Genomic DNA, 21,751 nt, shown 5'->3' on the forward strand with positions numbered 1-21,751 from the left:
AACGGCGAGCCTCCTTGACCGGGTTACAGGACTCCGTGTCCCCGGTGTCGGCGGGAGCGGTTACTCTCATGGAGATGCTCCGGTGGAAGACACCGGGCGCCGCAGCACCAACCCGAATAGACCAACCGACCAGATACCGATCACCGGTATCCACCCCGCCTGAAAGAGGTCATCGATGGAGATCACGGATCCGACGTTCCGCGTCACCCGCGAGGACTTCGCAGACTCCGTGGCCTGGGTGGCACGCACCCTGCCGTCGCGCCCGTCGGTGCCGATCCTCGGCGGCGTCCTGATCGAAGCCGATTCGGGTCTGACCATCTCGGGATTCGACTACGAGACCTCCGCCCAGGTCTCCGTGCCGGCCGAGGTGACCGAGCCGGGCAGCACGTTGGTGTCGGGGCGGTTGCTCGCCGACATCGCCCGCGCCCTCCCGGACCGGCCGGTCGAGGTCACGGTTACCGCGCAGAAGATGTACATCGTCTGCGGTTCGGCCAAGTTCACGCTACCCACGATGCCGGTCGAGGACTACCCGCGCCTGCCGGCCATGCCGGGGGTCACCGGTTCGGCTGCGGTCGACGCGTTCTCCGAGGCCGTGGGCCAGGTTGCCGTGGCGGCCGGCAAGGACGACACCCTGCCCATGCTCACCGGGATCCGGATGGAGATCGAGGGCACGCGGGTGAGTCTCATCGCCACCGATCGCTTCCGCCTGGCCATCCGGGACTTCGAATGGGAGCCCGCCCGGGACGACGTCGCGGTCGAGGTGCTCATCCCGGCCAAGACCCTCTCCGAGGTCACCCGGTCGGCGGGCCAGGGCGGTCGCGTCGACCTGAGCCTGGGCGCCGGATCCGAGGTCGGGGCGGAGGGCATCCTCGGCGTCCTGGTCTCCGGTCAGCGAACCACCACCCGGCTGCTCGACGCCGAGTTCCCCAAGGTGCGTCAGCTCCTGCCCGCGCAGCACACGTCAATGGCGATCGTCGAGGTCGAGTCGCTGGTCCACGCCATCAAGCGTGTGGCCCTGGTCGCGGATCGCGGAGTGCAGGTGCGCATGACGTTCTCCGCCGGGGAGCTCGCGCTCTCCGCCGGAGGCGACGATGCCGCGCAGGCGTCCGAGACGCTCCCGGTGGAGTTCATCGGCGAGCCGCTGACCATCGCCTTTAACCCGGGTTACCTGCTCGACGGCCTGGGCAGCGTGCACTCGTCGCGAGTGACGTTCGGATTCACCCAGGCCAGCCGCCCCGCAGTGCTCCGCCCCGCACCCGACGCCCTCCCGACGGCGGACGCCGACGGTGCGATAGCGCCGATCGACTCGGACTACACCTACCTGCTCATGCCCGTCCGCCTGCCCGGTTGAGTCTGCTCACCCGAAGCCCGACGGTATGCACCTGAAAAACCTGAAGCTCCTGGATTTCCGTTCCTGGCCGCTGCTGGAGCTGGAGCTCGAACCCGGGGTCACCACCCTGGTGGGTCGCAACGGGCACGGGAAGACCAACGTCCTCGAGGCCATCGGGGTGCTGGCCACCCTGAGATCGCACCGCGTGGCCAGCGACGCACCCATGATCCGGACGGGCGCCGAGACCGCGCTGGTCGGAGCACTCGCCCACAACGCCGGCCGCGAGCTCACCGTCGAACTCGCCCTCAACTCCGGCAGGGCCAATCGGGCCAGACTCAATACCTCGCCGTGTCGCCGTCAGAGCGACATCCTCGGCGTGGTCCAATCCGTGCTCTTCGCCCCGGAAGACCTCGCGTTGGTGCGCGGCGAGCCGGCCGAGCGCCGCAGACTGCTCGACGAGCTGATGGTCCAGCGTCGGCCCGCCCTCGGGGGGACCTTGAGTGAGTATTCCTCGGTGCTCAGACAGCGGTCCGCTCTGCTGAAATCGTTGTCCGGTGCCCTCCGGCGCGGACGCGGCGAGGACACCGCCGCCGCCCTCGATTCCCTCGATGTGTGGGATGGCCGACTCGCCCAGTTGGGGGCGCGGATCGTCGCCGGACGGATCGCACTGCTCGAGGAACTGCGCCCGTTCGTCGTCGACGCCTATCGTGGTCTGGCCCCTGAATCCCGTCCGGCAGGACTGACGTACCGGTTCCGGGTCGACGGGCCGCCCGGCGAATCCGAGCTGACCGACCCCGAGCTCGTCGAGGCGGTTCTGCTCGCGGAGTTCGGTCGGCGTCGTCAGGACGAGATCGATCGCGGGATGTCGCTCGTCGGCCCGCACCGGGACGACCTCGAGTTGCGACTCGGCGAGGAGCCGGCCAAGGGGTTCGCGAGTCACGGGGAGACGTGGTCTCTCGCGCTGTCGCTGCGCCTCGGTTCGCTCGAATTGTTCCGCGCGGACGGGATCGAGCCGGTGCTGCTCCTGGACGACGTGTTCGCCGAACTCGACCGCCACCGCCGAGCCGCGCTGGCCGACGTGGCGGCCGGGGTGGAGCAGGTGCTGGTCACCGCAGCGGTCGGGGAGGACGTGCCGGACGGCCTGCGGGGTGTCCGTCACGACGTCGTGATGACGGGGGAGGGCGCCGCCCGTCACTCCGGGATAACGGTGTCACCGGACAAGAGCAACCGGGACGACGACGACGAGGGCATCAGTGACAACAGGGAGGCAGGGCCGGGATGAGCGATCAGGGTAGGGATCCCAAAACACCGTCTGACAAGCCACAACGTGGTTATGACGTGGCCAGGCAGGCGCTCGAGGAGGCGCGAACCCGGGCCCGCGCGGAGGGCAAGCAGGTCGGGCGGGGACGAACCGGCCCGGTCGGGGCGGGCAAGCGACTGCGCAAGCGGGGATGGACGGGTTCGGGCGCCGACCCCTGGGATCCGCAACCCCTCGGCCGCCTGGTCGGGCAGGTGGCCAAGAAGCGCGGGTGGGACGACAAGGTCACCACCGGCCGGTTGTTTGCCGAGTGGGACCGCATCGTCGGCGAGGACGTCTCCGCGCACGCGACGCCCGAACGTCTGGAGGAGGGGATCCTGTACGTCCGCGCCTCGAGTACCGCCTGGGCCACCCAGCTGCGTCTGGTGGCGGCGGACATCCTCCGCAAGATCGCCGCGGCCATGGGACCGGGCCACGTCCGAAGGCTCAAGATCGAGGGGCCCGAGAAGCCGAGCTGGCGCATGGGCCCGTTGCACGTCTCGGGGCGTGGGCCGCGCGACACGTACGGATAGAGCGACGGTTTACCGACGCCGGAGGGCGGCTGACAGACCGGTGGTCGGGTGTCCCTGGTGTGCCCGTGGGCCCCGAGGGGGTTGTCGCAGGTAGACTGGGCGAGCCCCAGACCCCCGAGACGCGAGGAGTTCGCACGTGGCGGACGCCAAGAGCAAGGCCAGCAAGAAGGGTTCGAGCGATTACGGTGCATCGTCGATCACCGTTCTCGAAGGACTCGAGGCCGTCCGGCTGCGTCCGGGTATGTACATCGGTTCCACCGGACCGCGAGGTCTGCACCACCTGATCTGGGAGGTGGTGGACAACTCCGTCGACGAGGCCATGGCCGGCCACGCGACCGGGGTCAAGGTCACCCTGCTCGAGGACGGCGGCGTCGAGGTCATCGACGACGGCCGCGGTATCCCCGTGGAGATGCACGAGTCCGGCATGCCCACGGTGCAGGTCGTCATGACCCAGCTGCACGCCGGCGGCAAGTTCAACTCGGATTCCTATGCGGTGTCCGGTGGCCTGCACGGCGTGGGCATCTCGGTGGTCAACGCGCTCTCGACGCGGGTCGAGGTGGAGATCAAGCGGGAAGGGCGCCTGTGGAAGCAGGACTTCAACTACGCCGTCCCGGAGGAACTGGTCGACGCCGGCCCCGCCGAGGGGACCGGCACCCGCGTGCGGTTCTGGGCCGATGCGAGCATCTTCGAGTCGACGGAATACGACTTCGACGTCATCGCCCGCCGTCTCCAGGAGATGGCCTTCCTCAACAAGGGCCTGACCATCACGCTGACCGATCGGCGCGCTCGAGCGGAGAAAGCCGCCGAACTCGACGCCATCGCGGACAGCGAGGTGCGGGGTTCCGACGCCGCGCCCGGTTCCGACGAGGGTTCGGATATCGAGCACGCGGTGGATGCCGAGAAGGTCTTCGGCGAGAGTGCTGACGGCAGCACGGAGCCGGTCGAGGTCGTCGCCGCGAAGCCGGTCAAGGCCCGCGAGCGCAAGCGCACCTTCCACTACCCGGATGGGCTCAAGGACTACGTCACCGCGATCAACAAGTCCAAGACCGCGATCCACCAGACCATCCTGTACTTCGAGGGCAAGGGCACCGGCCACGAGGTCGAGGTCGCGATGCAGTGGAACTCCGGCTACTCGGAGTCGGTCCACACCTTCGCCAACACCATCAACACGCATGAGGGTGGCACTCACGAGGAGGGCTTCCGCGCAGCGTTGACCTCGCTGGTCAACAAGTACGCGCGCGAGAAGAAGCTCATCAAGGAGAAGGACAGCAACCTCACCGGCGACGACATCCGCGAGGGACTGGCGGCCGTCATCTCGGCAAAGGTCGCCGAGCCGCAGTTCGAGGGCCAGACCAAGACAAAGCTCGGCAACACCGAGGTCAAGGGCTTCATCCAGCGCCAGGTGTCCGAGAACGTGGGTCACTGGTTCGAGGCGAATCCCGCCGAGGCGAGGGTGATCGTCAACAAGGCCATCGCCTCCAGCCAGGCGCGGATGGCCGCACGTAAGGCCCGCGAGATGGTGCGCCGCAAGTCGGCCACGGACATCGGCGGTCTCCCCGGCAAGCTGGCGGATTGTCGCTCCAAGGATCCGGCCAAGTCCGAGCTGTACATCGTGGAGGGCGACTCCGCCGGCGGCTCGGCCAAGTCCGGCCGTGACTCCATGTTCCAGGCGATCCTGCCGCTCCGCGGCAAGATCATCAACGTCGAGAAGTCCCGTATCGACAAGGTCCTCAAGAACACCGAGGTCCAGGCCATCATCACCGCGCTCGGTACCGGCATCCACGAGGAGTTCGACCTCGAGAAGCTGCGCTACCACAAGATCGTGTTGATGGCGGACGCGGACGTCGATGGCCAGCACATCTCCACGTTGCTCCTGACCCTGCTGTTCCGGTTCATGAAACCGCTCGTGGAGAACGGCTACATCTATCTCGCGCAGCCGCCGCTGTACAAGCTCAAGTGGGGCAAGGGCGAGCCGGACTTCGCGTACTCGGATCGCGAGCGCGACGAGCTTCTCAAGCTCGGCCTGGAGAACAAGCGGAAGATCAACGTCGAGGACGGGATCCAGCGCTACAAGGGTCTGGGCGAGATGAACCCCAAGGAGCTGTGGGAGACCACCATGGATCCGACGGTGCGGACGCTCCGGCTGGTCACTCTCGACGACGCGGCGGCCGCCGACGAGCTGTTCTCGATCCTCATGGGTGAGGACGTCAGCGCGCGGCGGAGCTTTATCACACGCAACGCCCGCGACGTGCGTTTCCTCGACGTCTAGAGTTTCCCTAAGAAGGCGCTCCGGCCGGTGGAATACTCGTGACATGCAGCGATTCGCCTCCACCCTCGTCCTCCGGGCCGCCGTCGGCATGGTCTGCTCGGCGGCGGTGATCGCCACCGGGTGCGGGACGGAGGTCCGGGGGCAGAGTTCGATGGACAGGAACGAGCCGTACGTCGAACCCGCGCCGCAGGCGCCGGTGAGCAGCGGGGTCACTCCGCCGCCGGTGCACGCGGTGGTCGACTACCAGATCGGCGGGGCGTATCCACCGGCCCCGGGCACCGGGGTGGTGACCCGGGACCGGGCCGAGGATCCCGTGGAGGGCGTGTACTCGATCTGCTACATCAACGCCTTCCAGGCCCAGCCCGACGAGTCGGGCTTCTGGGAGGATCGTCACCCGGATCTGCTCCTGACCACGCGCGACGGTAGGCCCGTGCGCGACGAGGAATGGGATGAGCCCCTGCTGGACATCTCCACCGCGGACAAGCGTGAGCGGTTGGCCGCCATCGTGGACGGCTGGATGGCGGACTGCGCCGACCGGGGATTCAAGGCGGTCGAGCCGGACAACCTCGATTCCTGGACGCGTTCCGGTGGACGACTCACGCGGGACCACGCCGTCGAGTACTCCCGGCTCCTCGCGCAGAACGCTCATGCCCGGGGGATGGCGATCGCACAGAAGAACGCCGCCGAGCTCACCGACGCGCAGATCCGCTTGATCGGCTTCGACTTCGCGGTCGCGGAGGAGTGCCAGCAGTACTCGTGGGGAACAGGCACGGAGTGCGACCGCTATCGGTCGGTCTACGGCGTCCGGGTGATCGAGATCGAGTACAGCGATGGCGGGACCGCCGCGTTCACCGCCGCGTGCCGCGAGCGGGGTGATCAGATCTCGGTGCTGCTGCGGGACCGTGACGTGGTTCCTCGGGGCGCGGACGGTTACGTCAATCGCAGCTGCTGACCTGCGGCGCACTGTTGTTCAGGTACCCGACCGAGCCCCAGGGGTGCGGCAACCCGTCGGGGGTCACGCCGACCAGGCCGGCACCCAGCTCGACAGAGCGCGCCAGGACCTCCTCCAGCCGATCCGGCGGACAGTCGTAGACGAGGTGCCAGAGGCTCGACGCCGCCACCTCGGGAAGCGGAGCGATCGGGGTGGACAGGTGCGTCTCCATGTCGGTCTCCCTCACGCATGTCACGTCGAACAGTCGAAGGACCTGCGGGTGGGGGACCGTCCCGGGGTTGCCGGAGATGGACCGCATCCCGTCCCGCCGTAGGGCGCCGACCAGTCCGGTGAGCCTGGCCAGGGACCCGGTATCCACGCGACCGCCCGCGCCGGCGCCGGAGACCACCTGGTCGAGGAAGATCGAACGGACTCCGTACCAAGCCCGCCAGCGATGAGCATCTGCCCGGATGTCGTCCACGGGGCGTCGTCCGTAGTCGGTGTCGACGTAGCCATGGACGTTGTCCGGAGCGCAGCGCAGGGCCTCGGTGAAGACCGGATCGAGTTCGGCCCCCGGGCCGGAGTCGACGTTGACGACGACGAGGTCTACCGCCCCGGGGGTGAGCACCTGCTCCCAGAGCCCGGAGTCCTCACCGGGGTAGTGGTACAGCGGGACGGCTGCTCGCAGAGCGCTCACCAGCTGTGGGGGTGCAGCGCAGCGGCGACGGCGTGATACACGGCCAACAGACAGGCGAAGCACAACACCGTGACCCCCAGGGCCACGGGGAAGCCGATGCGGAATACCGCGAAACCGAGGCAGGCGAGCGCGGAGATCCAGACCGCCTCTCCGACCCGGCCGGCGCGCAGAACGATCGCCGATCCGAAGGCGAACACCGCGAAGACCGGTGCGACCACGCCCAGGACTACGGCGTCGGGAACGATCCCGGATGCAGGATCCTCCTCGATCCCCAGGATCAGGTCGACGACCCAGGCGGCGGAGATCGTAGCCACTGCGATCCCGGCGAGATAGATGAGTGTGCGGGAGATGACCCCGGAGAGCACCGCCCTCCAGAGACGGGAGCGGTAGGACAGCGAACGCAGCCGGAGTCCGAGGTCCTCGATCGCGGGGTCGCACAGGGCCGCGGCGAGGATGACGGCGATCGACAGCGGGATCCGGTCGTCGGAGTCGGCGAGATTCAGTGCGAGCAACAACGCACACGACATGAGCGCGGCCTGGGCCGCGCCGTTGAACGCGGCTCGGACATCGTCCCGCGAAGGACGGGCGGGCGGCAGGTGGGTGGTCGCGCGGTAGGTCCGCGCCGCCAGAACCGCACCGCCGAGGGACAGGACCCCCAGAGCGACCAGCGGGATGATCGTCGCATCCGCGACGGTCGCCCCGACTGCGACGACCGCGCAACTCGCTGCCAGCAGCGCCAGGAGACGCAGCCCCCCGAGAACCGAGACCAGGGTCAGGGAGACGGCGTACACGGCCCACGCCGAACTGAGCGCGAGCGTCGCGAAAAGCGGGGCCCCGCCGAGGAGGACCGTGGCCGCGGTGACCCCTCCGAGAATGGGGACGGCGACGATCGCCGCCGTGGCGACGGACCTGCGCGCGGCGCCGGCGAGATCTCCGAGCCCGGCTCGCCGCCACGTGACAAAACCGACCAGTTGTCCCAGGACCCAGCCGGTCAGGCCTGTGGCGATGAAGGTGAGCGACAGATTCGACCCCGCTCCCGCTCCGGCTCCCGCCGCCGCGGGCGCACACAGCGCCATCACCACCGCGCCGGCCAGGAGTAGCAGGGCGCGGACCCACCCCTCTCGTGGGCTCCGTGTCCGTACCGAGAGCGTCTCGGGGGTGTCCGGCGGGAGGGCGGGGAGTGCTCGGGCGTAGTCGTAGACGTCGGCCGCACCATGGCGGCGGGCGAACGCGTCGCCGAACCCGGCTGCCTCGAGGTGCGCTGCCACGTCGAAGTGGTCCACCGCGCGGTCGAGCAGGCCCGGATGGGCGTCCAATCTCACACGCCCGACCGCCAGGGGTGGAGCAGCCGGCCCGGTCGGTCCGGCAACGAGGAACGTCACGCTCATCAGGAGGCCATTTCCGTCATGAACTCAGCGGAGTTCTGAACCACGAGGTGGTGTGGCGTGTCGATGGCCACGTCGTACCAGCCACGGAACCGGTCCACACAGGTGGTGAGGTTGAAGTAGTTCAGGGCGTGTTCCCGGGCACGCCGGATGGTCGCGATCCGCAGCTCGTCGTCGAGGAGGAGTCGCAGACACTCGCGACCGAACGCCTCCGGGTCCCGCGGCGGGACCAGCCCGCCCAGAGTGCCGTCACGACCGACCGCCTCGGACACACCTCCGACGTCGGTGTTGACGGTGGCCCGGCCACACATCATCGACTCGATGGTGGTGAAGGGCAGGCCCTCGGAGATCGACGACAGGGCGACGACGGTACCGGCCTCGAACGCCGGTCGCGGGCCCGCGGTGGGCCCCTCCCAGCTGACTCCGTCGGCGACGCCCAGTTCGTCGATCGTTTCTTGGATGAGCCGCTTGTATCCCTCGTTGCCGGGGGGACAGGGGCCGAAGATCCGCAGGCGTGTCTCGGGGAGTTCGCGCCGGACCACGGCGTAGGCGCGGACCAGGTTGTCCAGGTCCTTGAGCGGGTCGATCCGCCCGACGAAGCTGATGGTCGGCACGGTGGGTTCGGGGCCGACGGGCTGCATCGTGGTGGTGTCGACCCCGTTGTGCACCGTGTGGATCCGAAACGGGTCGGCGCCCAGCCGGACCGCCCACCGCGCGTTGAAATCGCTCACCGGTAGGAGCAGATCCGCCTCGGCATACGTGAGGACGCACAGTGCCCGGAGGGCGGTACAGACCGCGTAACGGGCTGCCCATCCCAGTTGGGTCCCGGCAATGGCGAGATAACGTTCACGCAGGTAGACGCCGTGTTCGGTGAGGATGACGGGAGTGCCGTCACGCCACTTGCGCGCGAGCGCGACCAGCGAGGCCGCGCCGTTCGACGACGCGTGGACCACGTCTACGGGACCGAACCGTACGTCGGTCGCGGCCAGGGTCCGGTCGACGAGCGCTGTCGCCTGGACGGCCGCCCCCACGCTGAGCCGGGCGGTCCGGCCGATCGCCGGAGAGTGCGCCTCCCAGGCGTCGAGCAGGGCTGAGGCCGAGCCCTCGCCCACGAGGTGACGGGAGAGATCGCCCCCGCCCGCCTCGATGAGGGCCTGCAGCGACGCCTTCAGCGCGGCCGGGTCGTGCCGGACCGGGCCCTCCGCCCCGGCGGGCGACCCCGCCGGGGGGAGGACGGCGGCCCAGAACCCGCGCATCGCGTCCCGGACCTGCGCCCGCCGCCGGCGGCCCAGCAGCTGACTCTCGGTGATCCCGTGTCGTACCGGAGCCCACATCGGGTGCTGCACGGTGGACCGGACCTGCGGGGGAAGGGTCCACGTGACCGGCGTGCCGGGCGAGGCAGTGATGGTGACGACGTCCCACTGGTGGTCTGGCATCCCCGTCACGAGCTGGTCGCACCAGGTGCTCACCCCGCCGGTGTTGACCGGGTACGTACCCTCGTTGATCAATGCGATTCGCATGACGTCAGCCGACCGTGTGGTAGCCGGCGCGGACGGCCCCGACAACGGTGGCCTCGTTCACGGGCGGGAGCTCGACGGTCCCCCTCTCGGAAGCGGGGGATCCCGTGGAACGCGTGGAACGCGGCAGGCTGCGCGCTGCGGCGGCCGGGGGTTCGGTGGACTCGCCCGGGGTCCGGAAGCCGGCGTCCGCCGGGAGTGTGACGGTGACCGACTCGCCGGCGCCGACGGTGATCCACCCGCTGCGGGCGCCGGCGTAACCGGCCTGTTCGTCGGAGACGTCGAGGTCGGATCCCGTCGGGGTGGTGACGGGGACCTCGACGTCGGCGGAGCCGGAGTTGGTGATGACCAACCGGGTCCCCTTGACGGAGGCGGTCACGGTGGACGCCGCCGCCGCCCACGCCGTGCGTCGCCGGAGTTCCTCCCCGGCCTCGGCGTGCGAGGGGTTGACCAGGGGCGCCGAGTCGGAGAACAGACCCCGGTAGTCGTCCACCATCTCCCGGAGCACCGGGTAGAGGATCCGGTCGTTGGTGAGGTTGGACTGGTGCGCATAGTGCGGGCGCGGATCCATGTCCAGGGCGTGGCCCAGAGCGAACCTCGCCTCCTGCGGCACGATGTAGTCGTCGAACCCGGTCACCGGGTCGAGCGGCTCGATGCAGGTGGAGGTGCTGGTCCCACAGGTCCCCGACCCGCCGTCCGCGACAGACGTGTAGATCCAGTTGTACTCGTCGATCGCGTTGGGCACGGTCGAGGTGTTGTAGTAGATGTTCATCGGGTGCCGCGGCACGGTGAGTGCCTGCCCGACGCCGCGCTGGGCCTGCTCACGGGAGTTGTCGGTGGCGATCCACTCCACGCCAGTCGCGTCGAGGGCCGGAGCGAGCGCCGGGTTGTCCGCCAGGCTCGGGCCGGACCTGAGCCCCGAGTGCTCGCCGGTGACCAACTCGGTGGGGTCCAGCCGGACGCCGCTCTCCCGCGCCCAGTCGATGTTCCGGGTGATCTGCGACTCGATGTCGGCTTGGCTGAGCGAGTCCAGGTTGGTGTGGTCCCACGTGTGGTTGATCCACCGCAGGCGGTCCTTGGACGCCAGGAGTGCGACGGTGAGCGGATCGGACGGTGCCGCGCCTTTCGCGTTGAAGGTCACATCGAGCTCGATACCGTTGGCGTCCTCCCACGCCGTCTGGAAGGAGACGTCCTCTTCCGTCATCCGCGAGGACGCTCCGGGCGCGTCCTCGGGGTAGGTCTCCGGGTCGCAGTCGCTCGCGACAGTGCAGTTCCCGTCCGCGTTCCACTCGTCGTCCGCCAGGAAGACGTCGTCGATGTGCACGCTGAACATGTTGCGGTAGAGGGACGTGGACACGCCACGGGTGAGCCAGGAGACGATCCCGTGCGAGAGCGCCTTGAAGTGCTCCTGATACCGGTTCATCCCGATGGTCAGGATCAGTCGTTCGCGATCCTGACCCGTATGGACGCCCATGAGGACCCCGGACGCGCCGGTGGGTGCGATGGTCGTGAGAAGCGGCTGGAACGAGGCATCCGCGAGCGGGGTGGCGACGTATCCCCACGATTCCTCGACACCCGGGCTGAGGTCGTCGAGGGTGAGCGGACCGTCGAGGTAGGACCAGTCTCCCGACGTCGCCCCCTGGCTGAGGGTCGCCGGGGATCCGTCGACCACCCCGCTGTAGACGGGTCCGCTGAGTCCGACATCCGCTCCCGGCCAGCTGTACGCGGCGACCTCGCGCACACCGTAGTCGGCGGCGTACTGGGTCAGCGTCGCGTCGTCGACGTCGGAGAGTCCGGTGCGGGCAGCCTGCGGGGAGACGATCCCCATGTACCGCGCGGTCCTGGTGGTGTCATCGGCGAGCATCTCCCGGGTGATCCCGGCGCCGGCGATGGGGCGACGGTCGACCTCGACACCCTCGGCCACGAGACGGTCGGCGATCGCTCCGACCATCGGACTGCCGTCGTCCAACACCAGCACACGCAGTTCCACGGTGGCCTCCGCGGATGGCGGGGGCGTTGTCGTGGTGGTGGTCGGCGCGGTCGTCGTGGTGGACGGCGTGGTCGTGACCCCGGGCCCGGAGGATCCGGAGGACCCGAGGGACCCGGTCTGCGCTGCGGCGATGCCGACCAACGGCGCGGCGAGAGCCCCGGTGGCGGTCAGTGCGATGGCAGTGCGGAGACCGTAGGTCCGCAGGGGCGAACGCCCCGGAGATGACTCACTGCGATCGATGGAAATGGGCATGGTCGTCCCCTGCAAGTTAATGGCCGCCACCCCCGACCCCCCGGGAGTGGCGGCGCCCCCTAAAAGACAGGGACCCGCGGGCCCTGTCCTCCCGTGCGGCGCTCCGCACGAAAGTAAGTGTGCTCTCATACTGAGCCTCCCGCAAGAGAATCTTAGGAGATCTTTGCACTGTAAAGTTAGTAGAACTAAGGAGACCTTTACGTTCACTGACCCGCCACGAGGGGGTTGCGGCGGCGTCGCGCCGGCGGATCCTGGCGAAGGCTCTGAGCACTCCTGAACGGCCTGAACTGGGACGATGCGCGATTGCCGAGGTTGGCTACGTGACTGACCGAGCAGCCGGAAAGCTGACGCTTCAAGCAATGACTGTCCGGTCGGACTTCATACGAACAGACGACGCCGGCCGGTGCGGGGGAGACCGGTGGTTCGTCGGCGTCGGGCCAAGACGGCCCGGGATCGGCGCGATTCGGACGAAGGTCGCACGGCTCCCGGCTACCCGGCCCCCGCACAGGAGTCGACCGAGGCCGGACAATGGCGGGGACACCTCGCCCCGAGTGTCTACTCGCGCGATCCCGGGCCCCAGCCGCACGCCCGTCGATCCTGTTTACCCTGGACCTATAGACTGGGCGGGTCGAAGCGGTGCCCTCTGGCGCCATCTCGAGCGCGAGACGAAGAGGAGCACATGACGGACACGACGTTGCCGCCTGACGCCGAGGGTTTCGACCGCATCGAGCCGGTCGATATCCAAGCGGAGATGCAGAGAAGCTACATCGACTATTCGATGAGCGTCATCGTCGGGCGGGCTCTCCCAGACGTGCGTGACGGGCTCAAACCCGTCCACCGCCGAATTCTCTATGCGATGTGGGACAACGGCTACCGGCCCGACCGCAGCTATGTGAAGTCGGCCAAGCCCGTCGCCGACACCATGGGCAACTATCACCCACACGGTGACTCGGCGATCTACGACACCCTGGTGCGACTGGCCCAGCCCTGGGCGATGCGCTACCCGATGGTCGACGGCCAGGGCAACTTCGGCTCACGCGGTAACGACGGCGCGGCCGCCATGCGGTACACCGAGTGCAAGATGACCCCGCTCGCCATGGAGATGGTGCGGGACATCGACAAGAACACGGTGGACTTCCAGCCCAACTACGACGGCAAGACCTCCGAGCCGGTGGTCCTCCCGTCCCGGGTGCCCAACCTCCTGATCAACGGCTCCAGCGGCATCGCGGTGGGTATGGCCACCAAGATGCCGCCGCACAACCTCCGGGAGGTCGCCGACGCCGTCTACTGGTGCCTGGAGAACCCGGACGCCGACGACGACGAGGCCCTGGCCGCGGTCATGGGCTTCATCAAGGGCCCGGATTTCCCGACCCACGGGTTCATCGTGGGCGACCAGGGGATCAAGGACGCCTACTCCACCGGTCGCGGTTCGATCCGCATGCGGGGCAAGACCTCCATCGAGGAGGACGGCAACCGCACCGTCATCGTCATCACGGAGCTGCCCTACGAGGTCAACCCGGACAACATGATCCTGTCGATCGCCGAGCAGCTGCGCGACGGCAAGATCGCCGGGATCTCCAAGATCGACGACGAGTCGTCCGACCGCGTGGGCCTGCGCATCGTGATCACGCTCAAGCGTGACGCCATCGCCAAGGTGGTGCTCAACAACCTCTACAAGCATTCCCAGCTGCAGACGTCGTTCGGCGCCAACATGCTCTCGATCGTCGACGGTGTGCCCCGCACACTGCCGATCCACCAGCTGGTGCGCCTGTACGTGACGCACCAGATCGAGGTCATCGTCCGGCGCACCCAGTACCTGCTGGACGAGGCCGAGCGGCGGGCCCACATCCTGCGCGGACTGGTCAAGGCGCTCGACGCCCTCGACGAGGTCATCGCCCTCATCCGCCGGTCGCAGACCGTCGAGGTCGCGCGCGAGGGCCTCAAGGACCTCCTCGACATCGACGACGACCAGGCGCAGGCCATCCTCGACATGCAGCTCCGCCGCCTCGCGGCCCTGGAGCGGCAGAAGATCGTCGACCAGCTCGCCGCCATCGAGCTCGAGATCGCCGACTACAAGGACATCCTCGCCAGGCCGGAGCGGCAGCGGGCGATCGTGCACGACGAGCTCCGCGAGATCGTGGAGAAGTACGGCGACGACCGGCGGACGGTGATCATCCCGGCCGACGGCGACGTCACCGACGAGGACCTGATCGCCCGCGAGGACGTCGTCGTCACCATCACGGAGACCGGGTACGCCAAGCGGACCCGCACCGATCTCTACCGGGCGCAGAAGCGCGGCGGCAAGGGCGTGCGTGGAGCGGAGCTCAAGCAGGACGACATCGTCCGGCACTTCTTCGTCTCCTCCACGCACGACTGGCTGCTGTTCTTCACCACCAAGGGCCGGGTCTACCGCGCCAAGGCCTACGAGCTGCCCGAGGCCAGCCGGACCGCACGGGGTCAGCACGTGGCCAACCTCCTGGCCTTCCAGCCGGAGGAGCGGATCGCCGGGGTCATCCGGATCAAGGGCTACCAGGACGCGCCGTACCTGGTCCTGGCCACGCGCAACGGGCTGGTCAAGAAGTCCAAGCTCGAGGACTACGACTCCCCGCGGTCCGGCGGCCTCATCGCCGTGAACCTCCGCGACGGTGACGAGCTCGTGGGCGCGTCGCTGGCCGGTCCCGACGACGACCTCCTGCTGGTATCGGAGAAGGGCCAGTCGATCCGCTTCCACGCCAACGACGACACGCTCCGCCCGATGGGCCGCGCGACGTCCGGTGTCATGGGCATGCGGTTCAACGACGGCGACGCGCTGCTGAGCATGTCCGTGGTGCGGGCGGAGTCGTCGGATCAGGAGAAGTACTTCCTGCTGGTGGCCACCGAGCGCGGGTACTCCAAGCGCACCGCGCTGAGCGAGTACACGGCCCAGGGCCGCGGCGGCAAGGGCGTGCTCACGCTCATGTTCGATCCCAAGCGCGGCAAGCTGGTCGGTGCGACGATCGTGGAGCTGCAGGACGAGCTCTACGCCATCACCTCCAACGGCGGTGTCATCCGCACGTACGCCAAGCAGGTCCGCAAGGCGGGCCGGCAGACCAAGGGCGTCCGACTGATGAACCTCGGCGAGGGTGCCTCGTTGCTGGCCATCGCCCGCAACGCCGATGAGCCCGACGACGACGAGGACCGGCCCGACGCCGGGTCCGGCGAGGAGTAGAAGGCGATGACCGAGCCGACCGACCCAGCCGGGACCGATCCAGCCGGGGCAGGCCCGGCGCCCAAGGGGTCCGCCCCCGCGCCGGGCTTCGGCGCGGCGTCCAGCTCCTCGACCGGGCCCGGCGGCTCGGCTACAGGGCCGGGCCCGGCCCCGGAGGCCACGGCCGCGTTCCCCGCGGTCGCCCAGCACCGGGCCGAGGGGGCGCGCGGAGGCGTGGCCTCCGCACACTCGGGCGGTGCGGCTGGCCGGGCGGCGCCGATCGTCTCGCCGACCGAGCGGCGCGGACCGCTGGAGTCGGTGCTCGTCCTGCGACGCATCGACCCGTGGTCCGCGTTCACCACGGTCCTCGGGCTGATGTTCGCGCTGTACCTGGTGTGGATGGTCGCCATCGGCGTGACCTACCTGCTGCTGTCCGGGATGGGCGTGTGGGACCGGCTCGGGGGCCTGCTGTCCGGGGTCGCGGGGGACGCGTCGGCCAGCGCGATCGGGCCGTCGACGATCTTCCTCTACAGCGGTGGTGTGGGACTGCTCAACGTCCTGCTGCTGTCGATCCTGTCCACGCTCGCGGTGTTCATCTACAACCTCGCCGCCGGTCTGACCGGTGGCGGGGTGCAGGTCACCCTGAGCGATCGCCGCTACTAGAGGGTTGTCGGGCAGCCCGCCGGGTGGCCCGAAATCGGCCCGATTTGGGAAGCAGCGAGAGCGTCGGGTAGATTAACGCTTCGGTACGAGGGCCTATAGCTCAGGTGGTTAGAGCGCCAAACTGATAATTTGGAGGTCGGAGGTTCAAGTCCTCCTAGGCCCACCCCCGCCAGGCAGACGCCGGATCCGCAAGCCGCGGTCCGGCGTTTATGCTTAGGCGCGAGGGGCCTTAGCTCAGTTGGTAGAGCGCTGCCTTTGCAAGGCAGATGTCAGGGGTTCGAATCCCCTAGGCTCCACTCTTCTCCTGTTCCGTCCCTCTGCTTTTCCCCCCTCCTTCCCGGTGCGACTCGGGAGTGAGCGGGACCGACCTCAGGAAATTCATCCGTGCACACCACCGCCCGCTCGTGGCCGCCCTTCGTCCTGATGGCCCTGGTGGTGCTGGTGGCGCTGATGTCGAGCGCGACGCCGTCGCCCCTGTACGTCGACTATCAGGAGACGTGGGGAACGAGCGGGACGATGATCACGACCGTCTACGCGGTGTACGCGTTGGCGGTCCTGGTCCCACTGCTGTTCCTCGGACGGCTCTCGGATGCGATCGGTCGGCGGCCGGTGATCATCTCCGGACTGGTCCTGCTCACGGTGAGCATGGTCCTGCTCGCGGCGGCGCCCTCGGTGGCCTGGTTGATCGCCGGCCGGGTGGTGCAGGGCCTGGGCGTCGGTCTGGTCACCGGCTCGGCGGCCGCGGCGATCATCGAGCTCCATCCGACCAGGAACGCCCGTGCAGGCGCCCTGATCAACAGCTCCACCACGAACTTCGGTATCGCGGCCGGGGTGCTCCTGGCCGGGGTCGTGGCCACCTCGTCGTCGTCCCCCCTCGTCCACCCGTACGTGGTGATCGGCGTGGCTACGGCCGCGCTGTTGACCGGGGTGGTCGTCCTGGTGCCGGAGACGTCCGGGGCCGGCCAGGAGACGTTCCGGGACGCCGTGCGGCTCCAGCGGATCGCGGTGCCCGCGGCGGCCAGGCCGGCGTTCGCGCTGGCCGCGGTGTGCGTGATCGTCTCCTGGTCCGTCGGCGGCGTCTTCCTGGGCCTGGGCGGGGCGATCGCCAAGGATCTGGTCGGTCGCTCGGACTACCTCGTGACCGGGCTGGTGGTGGCGTGCCTACAGGCGGCCGCCGGACTCGCCCAGCTGGCGTGGAACCTGCGGGCGGGGCCGTCACAGTGGCGACGGGGCATGGCTGCGGGGATAGTGACGCTGATCGTCGGGGTCGCGGCGGCGTCGGCGACCCTGGAGGCGGGCACGGTCCCCGGTTTCGTGGTGGCCGCGGCGGTCACGGGCCTCGGTATGGGACTGCTGTTCCTCATGGGCACGACCCTGGTGGCGCAACACGCGCCCGCCGGCGCCCGGGGGGAGACCTTCTCGGCCCTGTTCGTGGTGGCCTACATCTCGCTCGGAGTGCCCGCTGTGGTCGCGGCGCTCCTCGCCGAGGTGGTGGGCCTGACGACGGCGTTCCACCTGCTGGCGCTGGTGGTATCGGTGGTCGCCGGCGGCGGTTTGGTCGCGGTGGCCAGGTTCGGCTCGCGGCCGGACGCGGACGCGTGACGCGCCCCGGGCTTCAGCTGCTGAGCGCCTGCGCGGCGGCCGCCACGCCCAGGGCCGCCAGTCCCGTCCGGATCCGGTCGGAGGCCAGCAGCGCCTGGACGCGGGACCGGGTGATCTGCTCGCGGGCGATCCCCACGTGGAGGGGCACCACGCCGACGGTGATGGCCGGGACCGCGACGGTGGTGACGCACGCGATCACCGTGGCGGCCAGGCCGCTGCGCTCACCGGAGCGGATCGAGCCGTAGGTGGTCCACGCGGCGGCACCGATCGAGGTGGCGTACAGGGCGAGGGCCACCGGGGCGATCCGGCGGGCGTGGTCGGCCTGACGTTCGGCTATGCCGTGGGCCGGACCCTCGAACAGCGTGGGGTAGACCACCGAGGTGACCATGGACTGGAACCCCAGGTGCGCTGCCGACGTGGTGAGCAGCGCGAGCCGTCCCGCGCGGAGGGTCGGGTCGGGGACCACGGAGGGTCGGCGGATCATGTGCGTCACGCTACCCGTCGCTGGACCGTCCGAGCAGGGCTCGGCCCTCGCCGTCGTCGGTCACCGCGCGGGCGGTCCGCAGGACCACGCGCCAACCACGGTCGGGCGCCTCCACCGGACCGCGACGCTCGAGTTCCCACCGGTTGGCCGTCACCCGCAGGACGGAATAGCGGCCAGGGCGCGACGAGCGGACGACGAGCTGGGTGTAACCCGTGGCCACGGCGCGGTCCCCGTCCAACAGGACCACCGGCAGGCCGGGTACGTGCCCGCACCCGTGCGCGATGAGCCCCTGGTGGGCGTCGCCGCGCACCATGTCCGCGAGACCCTGATGGCCCTCCAACACCCCGGTGTCGACGTCGTAGACCCCGTCCTCGGTCCACAACCCGGCCACGCCCTCGGCGTCTCCGGAGTCGACGCGGGGGGAGTAGGCGGCCACGATCCGCAGGACGGCGAGTTCGTCCGCTGCGCGACCCTGCGCGGCCTCGGCGGTCGCCAGACGCTGCTGCGTCGCGGTGAGCCCCTCCTCGAGCGCCGCGAGCCGGGCCTCGAGCGTTTCGGTTCGGGCGGGGTCGGTTCGGTCGGTGTCGGGGTGGGCGTCCATATCCGGTGACACTAGTGCGCCGCCGTGAGCCCGGACACAGTAGTCTCCTGTCTATGACGGACATGAGTACAGACAGCCGTCCAGGCAGCTTCACGGCGGATGTCGTCGTGGTGGGCATGGGCATAGCGGGGGCGTGCGCGGCGATCGAGGCGGCGGAGGCCGGGGCGTCGGTCATCGTGTTGGAGGGGGCCTCCGGACCAGGTGGTTCATCCGCCCAGTCGGGCGGTGAGGTCTACCTGGGTGGCGGCACCGCCACGCAGCAGGCGCTCGGCATCGAGGACACCGAGGAGGACATGCGTGCCTTCCTCACCGCCGCGCTGGGGCCGAACGCGGACGAGGCGAAGATCGCCGACTACTGCGCCGGGTCGCGCGAGCACCACGACTGGCTGGTCGCCCACGGAGCGGTGTTCAACCACAAGCTGTGGGACACGCCCACCTGGATGGCGAGCGACGACTCGGGTCTGATGTGGATGGGTGAGCGCGCCCAGCCGTTCGCCTCCCTCGCCCGCCCGGCCGCCCGGGGTCACCGCCCGCCCGCCCCCAACTTCGCGGGCAACGTGCTCATGGACGCCCTCGTCGCCACCGCGGAGAAAGCCGGCGTCACCCTGCACTGCGACATCAAGGCGCGCTCGCTGATCGTGTCCGGCGACCGCGTCATCGGCGTCCGGGCCACCGAGTTCGGCGAGGAGCGCGAATACCGCGCCACCGGCGGGGTGGTCCTGGCCACGGGCGGGTTCGTGGACAACGACCGCATGCTCGAGCAGTGGGCCCCCCAGCAGGTGGGTAAGGACAAGGTCTCGGACGGCCGCGATGACGGCTCCGGGATCGAGATGGGCATGGATGTCGGTGCCGCGGTCCGCCGCATGCACCAGACCGAGACCGCGATGCTGATCATCCCGCGCCTGGTGGTGGGTGCGATGCTCGTCGACGGCGACGGACAGCGCTTCATCAACGAGGAGGTCTACCCGGGCCTGTACTGCCACGCGGCCGTGCACCACCGCCGCCCGCCGGTGTGGATCATCATCGACGAGAAGGGCATCGAGGACGTCCCCGAGGACGAGCTGTGGGGCATGCAGCCCATGCACGCCGCGGAGACCATCGAGGAGCTGGCCGCCGACTGTGGTCTGCCCGTCGACGCGCTCGCCGACCAGCTCCGCCGATACAACGCGGGGGCCCGGACCGGCGAGGACCCGCAGTACGGCAAGAACTCGGGCTGGCTCCGTCCGTTGGAGCCGCCGTTCGGCGCGTACCCCACGGGGGCGGGCGGGCCCGACTCCTACAACGGGTTGCCCCTCAAGGCTCAGGGCTTCACCCTGGGCGGGCTGCACGCGGACCTGCAGTCGCGGGTGCTGGACCGGTCGGGTGCCCCGATCCCGGGCTTGTTCGCCGCGGGCCGCTGCACCCACGGCCTCCACGGGGACGGGTACATCTCCGGCACGTCCCTGGGCGACAGCTCGTTCTTCGGACGTCGCGCCGGTCGCGGGGCCGCGGGGCCATGTGAGTAGTGACGAGACGGCGGGGGGCGCGGCGACGATCCGCTCCGCGTCCGGACCCATCCGGCGCGCCCGCCCCGGGGTGGACCTCGGCCCCCTCGACCCGGGCCGGGGTGGTGGCGGGCCGGTGGACCGGATCGACGACGACGAGGCCGGCGTCTTCGCCCTGGTCGAGCAGGTGCGTCGGATCCGCTCGCTGACCACCGGCGGGGTCTTCGACACCGAGCTCGGCCCGCTGGTCGACCGCCTGCGCGACGTGGCCGACGATCTGGAGGCCGCGTCGGCGAGCGTGGACGAGCGCCAGGCGCACATGTGGTCGTCCGCGGATTACGTGGCGAACTGCCCGGTCATGGGCCGGTCCAACGTGCTCGCGCCGCCGGTCGAGTTCGAGATGCTCCCCGACGGGACGATCCGGGGCGAGATCACGCTGGGTCTGGAGTATCAGGGCCCGCCCGCGTGCGTCCACGGCGGGATCGTGGCCCTGCTCTTCGACGTGGTGCTGGGGCGTGCGAACTTCCACACCGGCCACTCCGGCATGACGGTCTACCTCGACGTGGACTACCGCTCGCCCACGCCGATCCTCGAACCGCTGGTCATCACCGGTCGCCAGGTCCGGGTGGACGGCCGGAAGATCTGGGCACAGGGCGCGATCCACGCCGGGGAGCGGCTCTGCGCGACGGCCGAGGGCCTGTTCGTGTCCCCGGGCAGTCTGCTGCTGGACAACCGGGCCCGTCTGACGGGTGCCTGAACCGTGCCGGGCCGACAGGGCGCGCGGAGCGCAGGGGTAGCGTCAGAAATCGTGACTGATCCCGACACCCGTGGAGCCGACAGCGCCCCCGACAGTGCTGCCCCCGTCAGTGCTGCCTCCGACAGCGCCCCCTCACTCGCCGGCACGTACTTCCTGCCGCAGGATGACGACCTCTCCGGCGCAACCGAACTAGCCCGCCAGCTCCGGCGTGTCCGGGGCCTGGTCTCCGGCGCGCGCTTCGAGGACCTGTCTGCCGAGGTGGAGCTGGCGCGGGAGCTGGCAGATCGTATCGAGTCCGCCGCCACGCCGTACCCGCCGTCCGAGTACGGCTCCTGGGGAGTGCCCGAGCACATCGCCTCCAATCCGGCGATCGGGACGCGGAACCCGGCCGCCCCGCCGCTGGAGCCCGTGGTGTTCCCGGACGGGACCGTCCGCGCGGAGGTCACCTTGGGTGTGGAGTTCCAGGGTCCGCCGGCGTGCGTGCACGGCGGGATCGTGGCCCTGCTGTTCGACGAGATGCTGGGGTTGGCCAACGCCGCGGCCGAGTCCATAGGGATGACCGTGGATCTGCAGGTCACCTACAAGGCACCCACACCGCTGGACACTCCCCTGCTGTTCGAAGCCCGTCAACGCCGGGTGGACGGCCGCAAGATCTGGTGCTCTGCGTCGCTGCACGCGGGGGACACGCTGTGCGCCACGGCCGAGGGTATGTTCGTCACACCCCGCTGGATGCTCGACGGCGACCAGAGCCGCCCCATCGAGGGCTGACGCC

Annotated in this window: 17 protein-coding genes and 2 tRNA genes; 13 read left to right on the top strand and 6 right to left on the bottom strand. The window is 69.6% G+C overall.

Going from position 1 to position 21,751, the window contains the following annotated elements:
• Nucleotides 1-175: 175 nt before the first annotated feature.
• The 5 genes from dnaN (at nt 176) to R4P08_RS02475 (ending at nt 6,381) form a co-directional block, all read left to right on the top strand.
• Nucleotides 176-1,351 carry a DNA polymerase III subunit beta gene (dnaN, locus tag R4P08_RS02455; RefSeq protein WP_317812157.1) on the top strand — a complete coding sequence of 392 codons (1,176 nt, stop codon included), beginning with the start codon at nt 176-178 and terminating at the stop codon, nt 1,349-1,351.
• Between the two features lie 25 nt (nt 1,352-1,376).
• Nucleotides 1,377-2,612, top strand: coding sequence for a DNA replication/repair protein RecF (gene recF / locus R4P08_RS02460; RefSeq protein WP_317812158.1), 1,236 nt, complete (start codon nt 1,377-1,379; stop codon nt 2,610-2,612).
• Nucleotides 2,609-3,160 carry a DciA family protein gene (locus R4P08_RS02465; protein WP_317812159.1) on the top strand — a complete coding sequence of 184 codons (552 nt, stop codon included), beginning with the start codon at nt 2,609-2,611 and terminating at the stop codon, nt 3,158-3,160. Before recF ends, R4P08_RS02465 begins: the two co-directional genes overlap by 4 nt.
• Before the next feature lie 136 nt (nt 3,161-3,296).
• Nucleotides 3,297-5,429 (top strand): DNA topoisomerase (ATP-hydrolyzing) subunit B, encoded by a 2,133-nt coding sequence (gene gyrB, locus R4P08_RS02470; protein ID WP_317812160.1) that lies wholly within the window; start codon nt 3,297-3,299, stop codon nt 5,427-5,429.
• A 43-nt stretch (nt 5,430-5,472) separates the two neighbouring features.
• Entirely contained in the window at nt 5,473-6,381 is a 909-nt protein-coding gene (locus R4P08_RS02475; protein ID WP_317812161.1) for an endo alpha-1,4 polygalactosaminidase, read from the top strand.
• On the opposite strand, the gene R4P08_RS02480 is transcribed toward R4P08_RS02475, so the two are convergent.
• The 4 genes from R4P08_RS02480 to R4P08_RS02495 form a co-directional block, all read right to left on the bottom strand.
• Nucleotides 6,365-7,057, bottom strand: a complete 693-nt coding sequence (locus R4P08_RS02480) for a spherulation-specific family 4 protein (RefSeq protein ID WP_317812162.1) — start codon at nt 7,055-7,057, stop codon at nt 6,365-6,367. The genes R4P08_RS02475 and R4P08_RS02480 overlap by 17 nt on opposite strands.
• Complete coding sequence (locus R4P08_RS02485; RefSeq protein ID WP_317812163.1) at nt 7,054-8,379, bottom strand: hypothetical protein; 1,326 nt, start codon at nt 8,377-8,379, stop codon at nt 7,054-7,056. The genes R4P08_RS02480 and R4P08_RS02485 overlap by 4 nt, the downstream gene beginning before the upstream one ends.
• A 65-nt stretch (nt 8,380-8,444) precedes the next feature.
• Nucleotides 8,445-9,962: a GT4 family glycosyltransferase PelF gene (gene pelF / locus R4P08_RS02490; RefSeq protein ID WP_317812164.1), complete on the bottom strand. Its 1,518-nt coding sequence runs from the start codon at nt 9,960-9,962 to the stop codon at nt 8,445-8,447.
• A gap of 4 nt (nt 9,963-9,966) precedes the next feature.
• On the bottom strand, nt 9,967-12,201 hold the full coding sequence (locus R4P08_RS02495; RefSeq protein WP_317812165.1) for a hypothetical protein: 2,235 nt from the start codon (nt 12,199-12,201) through the stop codon (nt 9,967-9,969).
• Nucleotides 12,202-12,880: 679 nt separating this feature from the next.
• Between R4P08_RS02495 and gyrA the strand changes: the two genes are divergently transcribed.
• From gyrA to R4P08_RS02520, 5 genes are all read left to right on the top strand, one after another.
• Complete coding sequence (gene gyrA, locus R4P08_RS02500; RefSeq protein ID WP_317812166.1) at nt 12,881-15,409, top strand: DNA gyrase subunit A; 2,529 nt, start codon at nt 12,881-12,883, stop codon at nt 15,407-15,409.
• A 6-nt stretch (nt 15,410-15,415) separates the two neighbouring features.
• Nucleotides 15,416-16,051, top strand: coding sequence for a DUF3566 domain-containing protein (locus tag R4P08_RS02505; protein WP_317812167.1), 636 nt, complete (start codon nt 15,416-15,418; stop codon nt 16,049-16,051).
• 89 nt (nt 16,052-16,140) lie between these two features.
• A tRNA-Ile gene (locus R4P08_RS02510) sits at nt 16,141-16,214 on the top strand.
• Nucleotides 16,215-16,274: 60 nt separating this feature from the next.
• Nucleotides 16,275-16,347: transfer RNA gene (locus R4P08_RS02515), tRNA-Ala, on the top strand.
• Nucleotides 16,348-16,435: 88 nt separating this feature from the next.
• Complete coding sequence (locus tag R4P08_RS02520) at nt 16,436-17,653, top strand: MFS transporter (RefSeq protein ID WP_317812168.1); 1,218 nt, start codon at nt 16,436-16,438, stop codon at nt 17,651-17,653.
• A gap of 13 nt (nt 17,654-17,666) precedes the next feature.
• Here R4P08_RS02520 and R4P08_RS02525 read toward each other — a convergent pair whose 3' ends face one another.
• Together R4P08_RS02525 and R4P08_RS02530 are read right to left on the bottom strand one after the other, a co-directional pair.
• The gene (locus R4P08_RS02525; protein ID WP_317812169.1) at nt 17,667-18,137 is read right to left on the bottom strand and encodes a hypothetical protein; all 471 of its coding nucleotides are present in this window, start codon (nt 18,135-18,137) and stop codon (nt 17,667-17,669) included.
• Between the two features lie 10 nt (nt 18,138-18,147).
• Complete coding sequence (locus R4P08_RS02530; protein ID WP_317812170.1) at nt 18,148-18,738, bottom strand: nuclear transport factor 2 family protein; 591 nt, start codon at nt 18,736-18,738, stop codon at nt 18,148-18,150.
• A gap of 53 nt (nt 18,739-18,791) precedes the next feature.
• On the opposite strand from R4P08_RS02530, the gene R4P08_RS02535 reads away from it, so the two are divergent.
• Genes R4P08_RS02535 through R4P08_RS02545 form a run of 3 tightly spaced genes read left to right on the top strand, consistent with a single transcriptional unit; the run spans nt 18,792 to nt 21,747 of the window.
• On the top strand, nt 18,792-20,243 hold the full coding sequence (locus R4P08_RS02535) for an FAD-dependent oxidoreductase (protein WP_317812171.1): 1,452 nt from the start codon (nt 18,792-18,794) through the stop codon (nt 20,241-20,243).
• Complete coding sequence (locus R4P08_RS02540; RefSeq protein ID WP_317812172.1) at nt 20,236-20,979, top strand: PaaI family thioesterase; 744 nt, start codon at nt 20,236-20,238, stop codon at nt 20,977-20,979. Before R4P08_RS02535 ends, R4P08_RS02540 begins: the two co-directional genes overlap by 8 nt.
• A 51-nt stretch (nt 20,980-21,030) precedes the next feature.
• Complete coding sequence (locus R4P08_RS02545) at nt 21,031-21,747, top strand: PaaI family thioesterase (RefSeq protein WP_317812173.1); 717 nt, start codon at nt 21,031-21,033, stop codon at nt 21,745-21,747.
• The last annotated feature ends 4 nt before the right edge of the window (nt 21,748-21,751 follow it).

This window comes from Rhodococcus sp. IEGM 1408 (genome assembly GCF_033142235.1).
Lineage (GTDB): Bacteria > Actinomycetota > Actinomycetes > Mycobacteriales > Mycobacteriaceae > Dietzia.

Bases quoted from the DNA above. Each gene is read 5' to 3' on its own strand.
- dnaN (WP_317812157.1), top strand. From the start codon at position 176: ATGGAGATCACGGATCCGACGTTCCGCGTCACCCGCGAGGACTTCGCA.
- recF (WP_317812158.1), top strand. From the start codon at position 1,377: ATGCACCTGAAAAACCTGAAGCTCCTGGATTTCCGTTCCTGGCCGCTG.
- R4P08_RS02465 (WP_317812159.1), top strand. From the start codon at position 2,609: ATGAGCGATCAGGGTAGGGATCCCAAAACACCGTCTGACAAGCCACAA.
- R4P08_RS02475 (WP_317812161.1), top strand. From the start codon at position 5,473: ATGCAGCGATTCGCCTCCACCCTCGTCCTCCGGGCCGCCGTCGGCATG.
- pelF (WP_317812164.1), bottom strand. From the start codon at position 9,962: ATGCGAATCGCATTGATCAACGAGGGTACGTACCCGGTCAACACCGGC.
- R4P08_RS02495 (WP_317812165.1), bottom strand. From the start codon at position 12,201: ATGCCCATTTCCATCGATCGCAGTGAGTCATCTCCGGGGCGTTCGCCC.
- gyrA (WP_317812166.1), top strand. From the start codon at position 12,881: ATGACGGACACGACGTTGCCGCCTGACGCCGAGGGTTTCGACCGCATC.
- R4P08_RS02505 (WP_317812167.1), top strand. From the start codon at position 15,416: ATGACCGAGCCGACCGACCCAGCCGGGACCGATCCAGCCGGGGCAGGC.
- R4P08_RS02525 (WP_317812169.1), bottom strand. From the start codon at position 18,137: ATGATCCGCCGACCCTCCGTGGTCCCCGACCCGACCCTCCGCGCGGGA.
- R4P08_RS02530 (WP_317812170.1), bottom strand. From the start codon at position 18,738: ATGGACGCCCACCCCGACACCGACCGAACCGACCCCGCCCGAACCGAA.
- R4P08_RS02535 (WP_317812171.1), top strand. From the start codon at position 18,792: ATGACGGACATGAGTACAGACAGCCGTCCAGGCAGCTTCACGGCGGAT.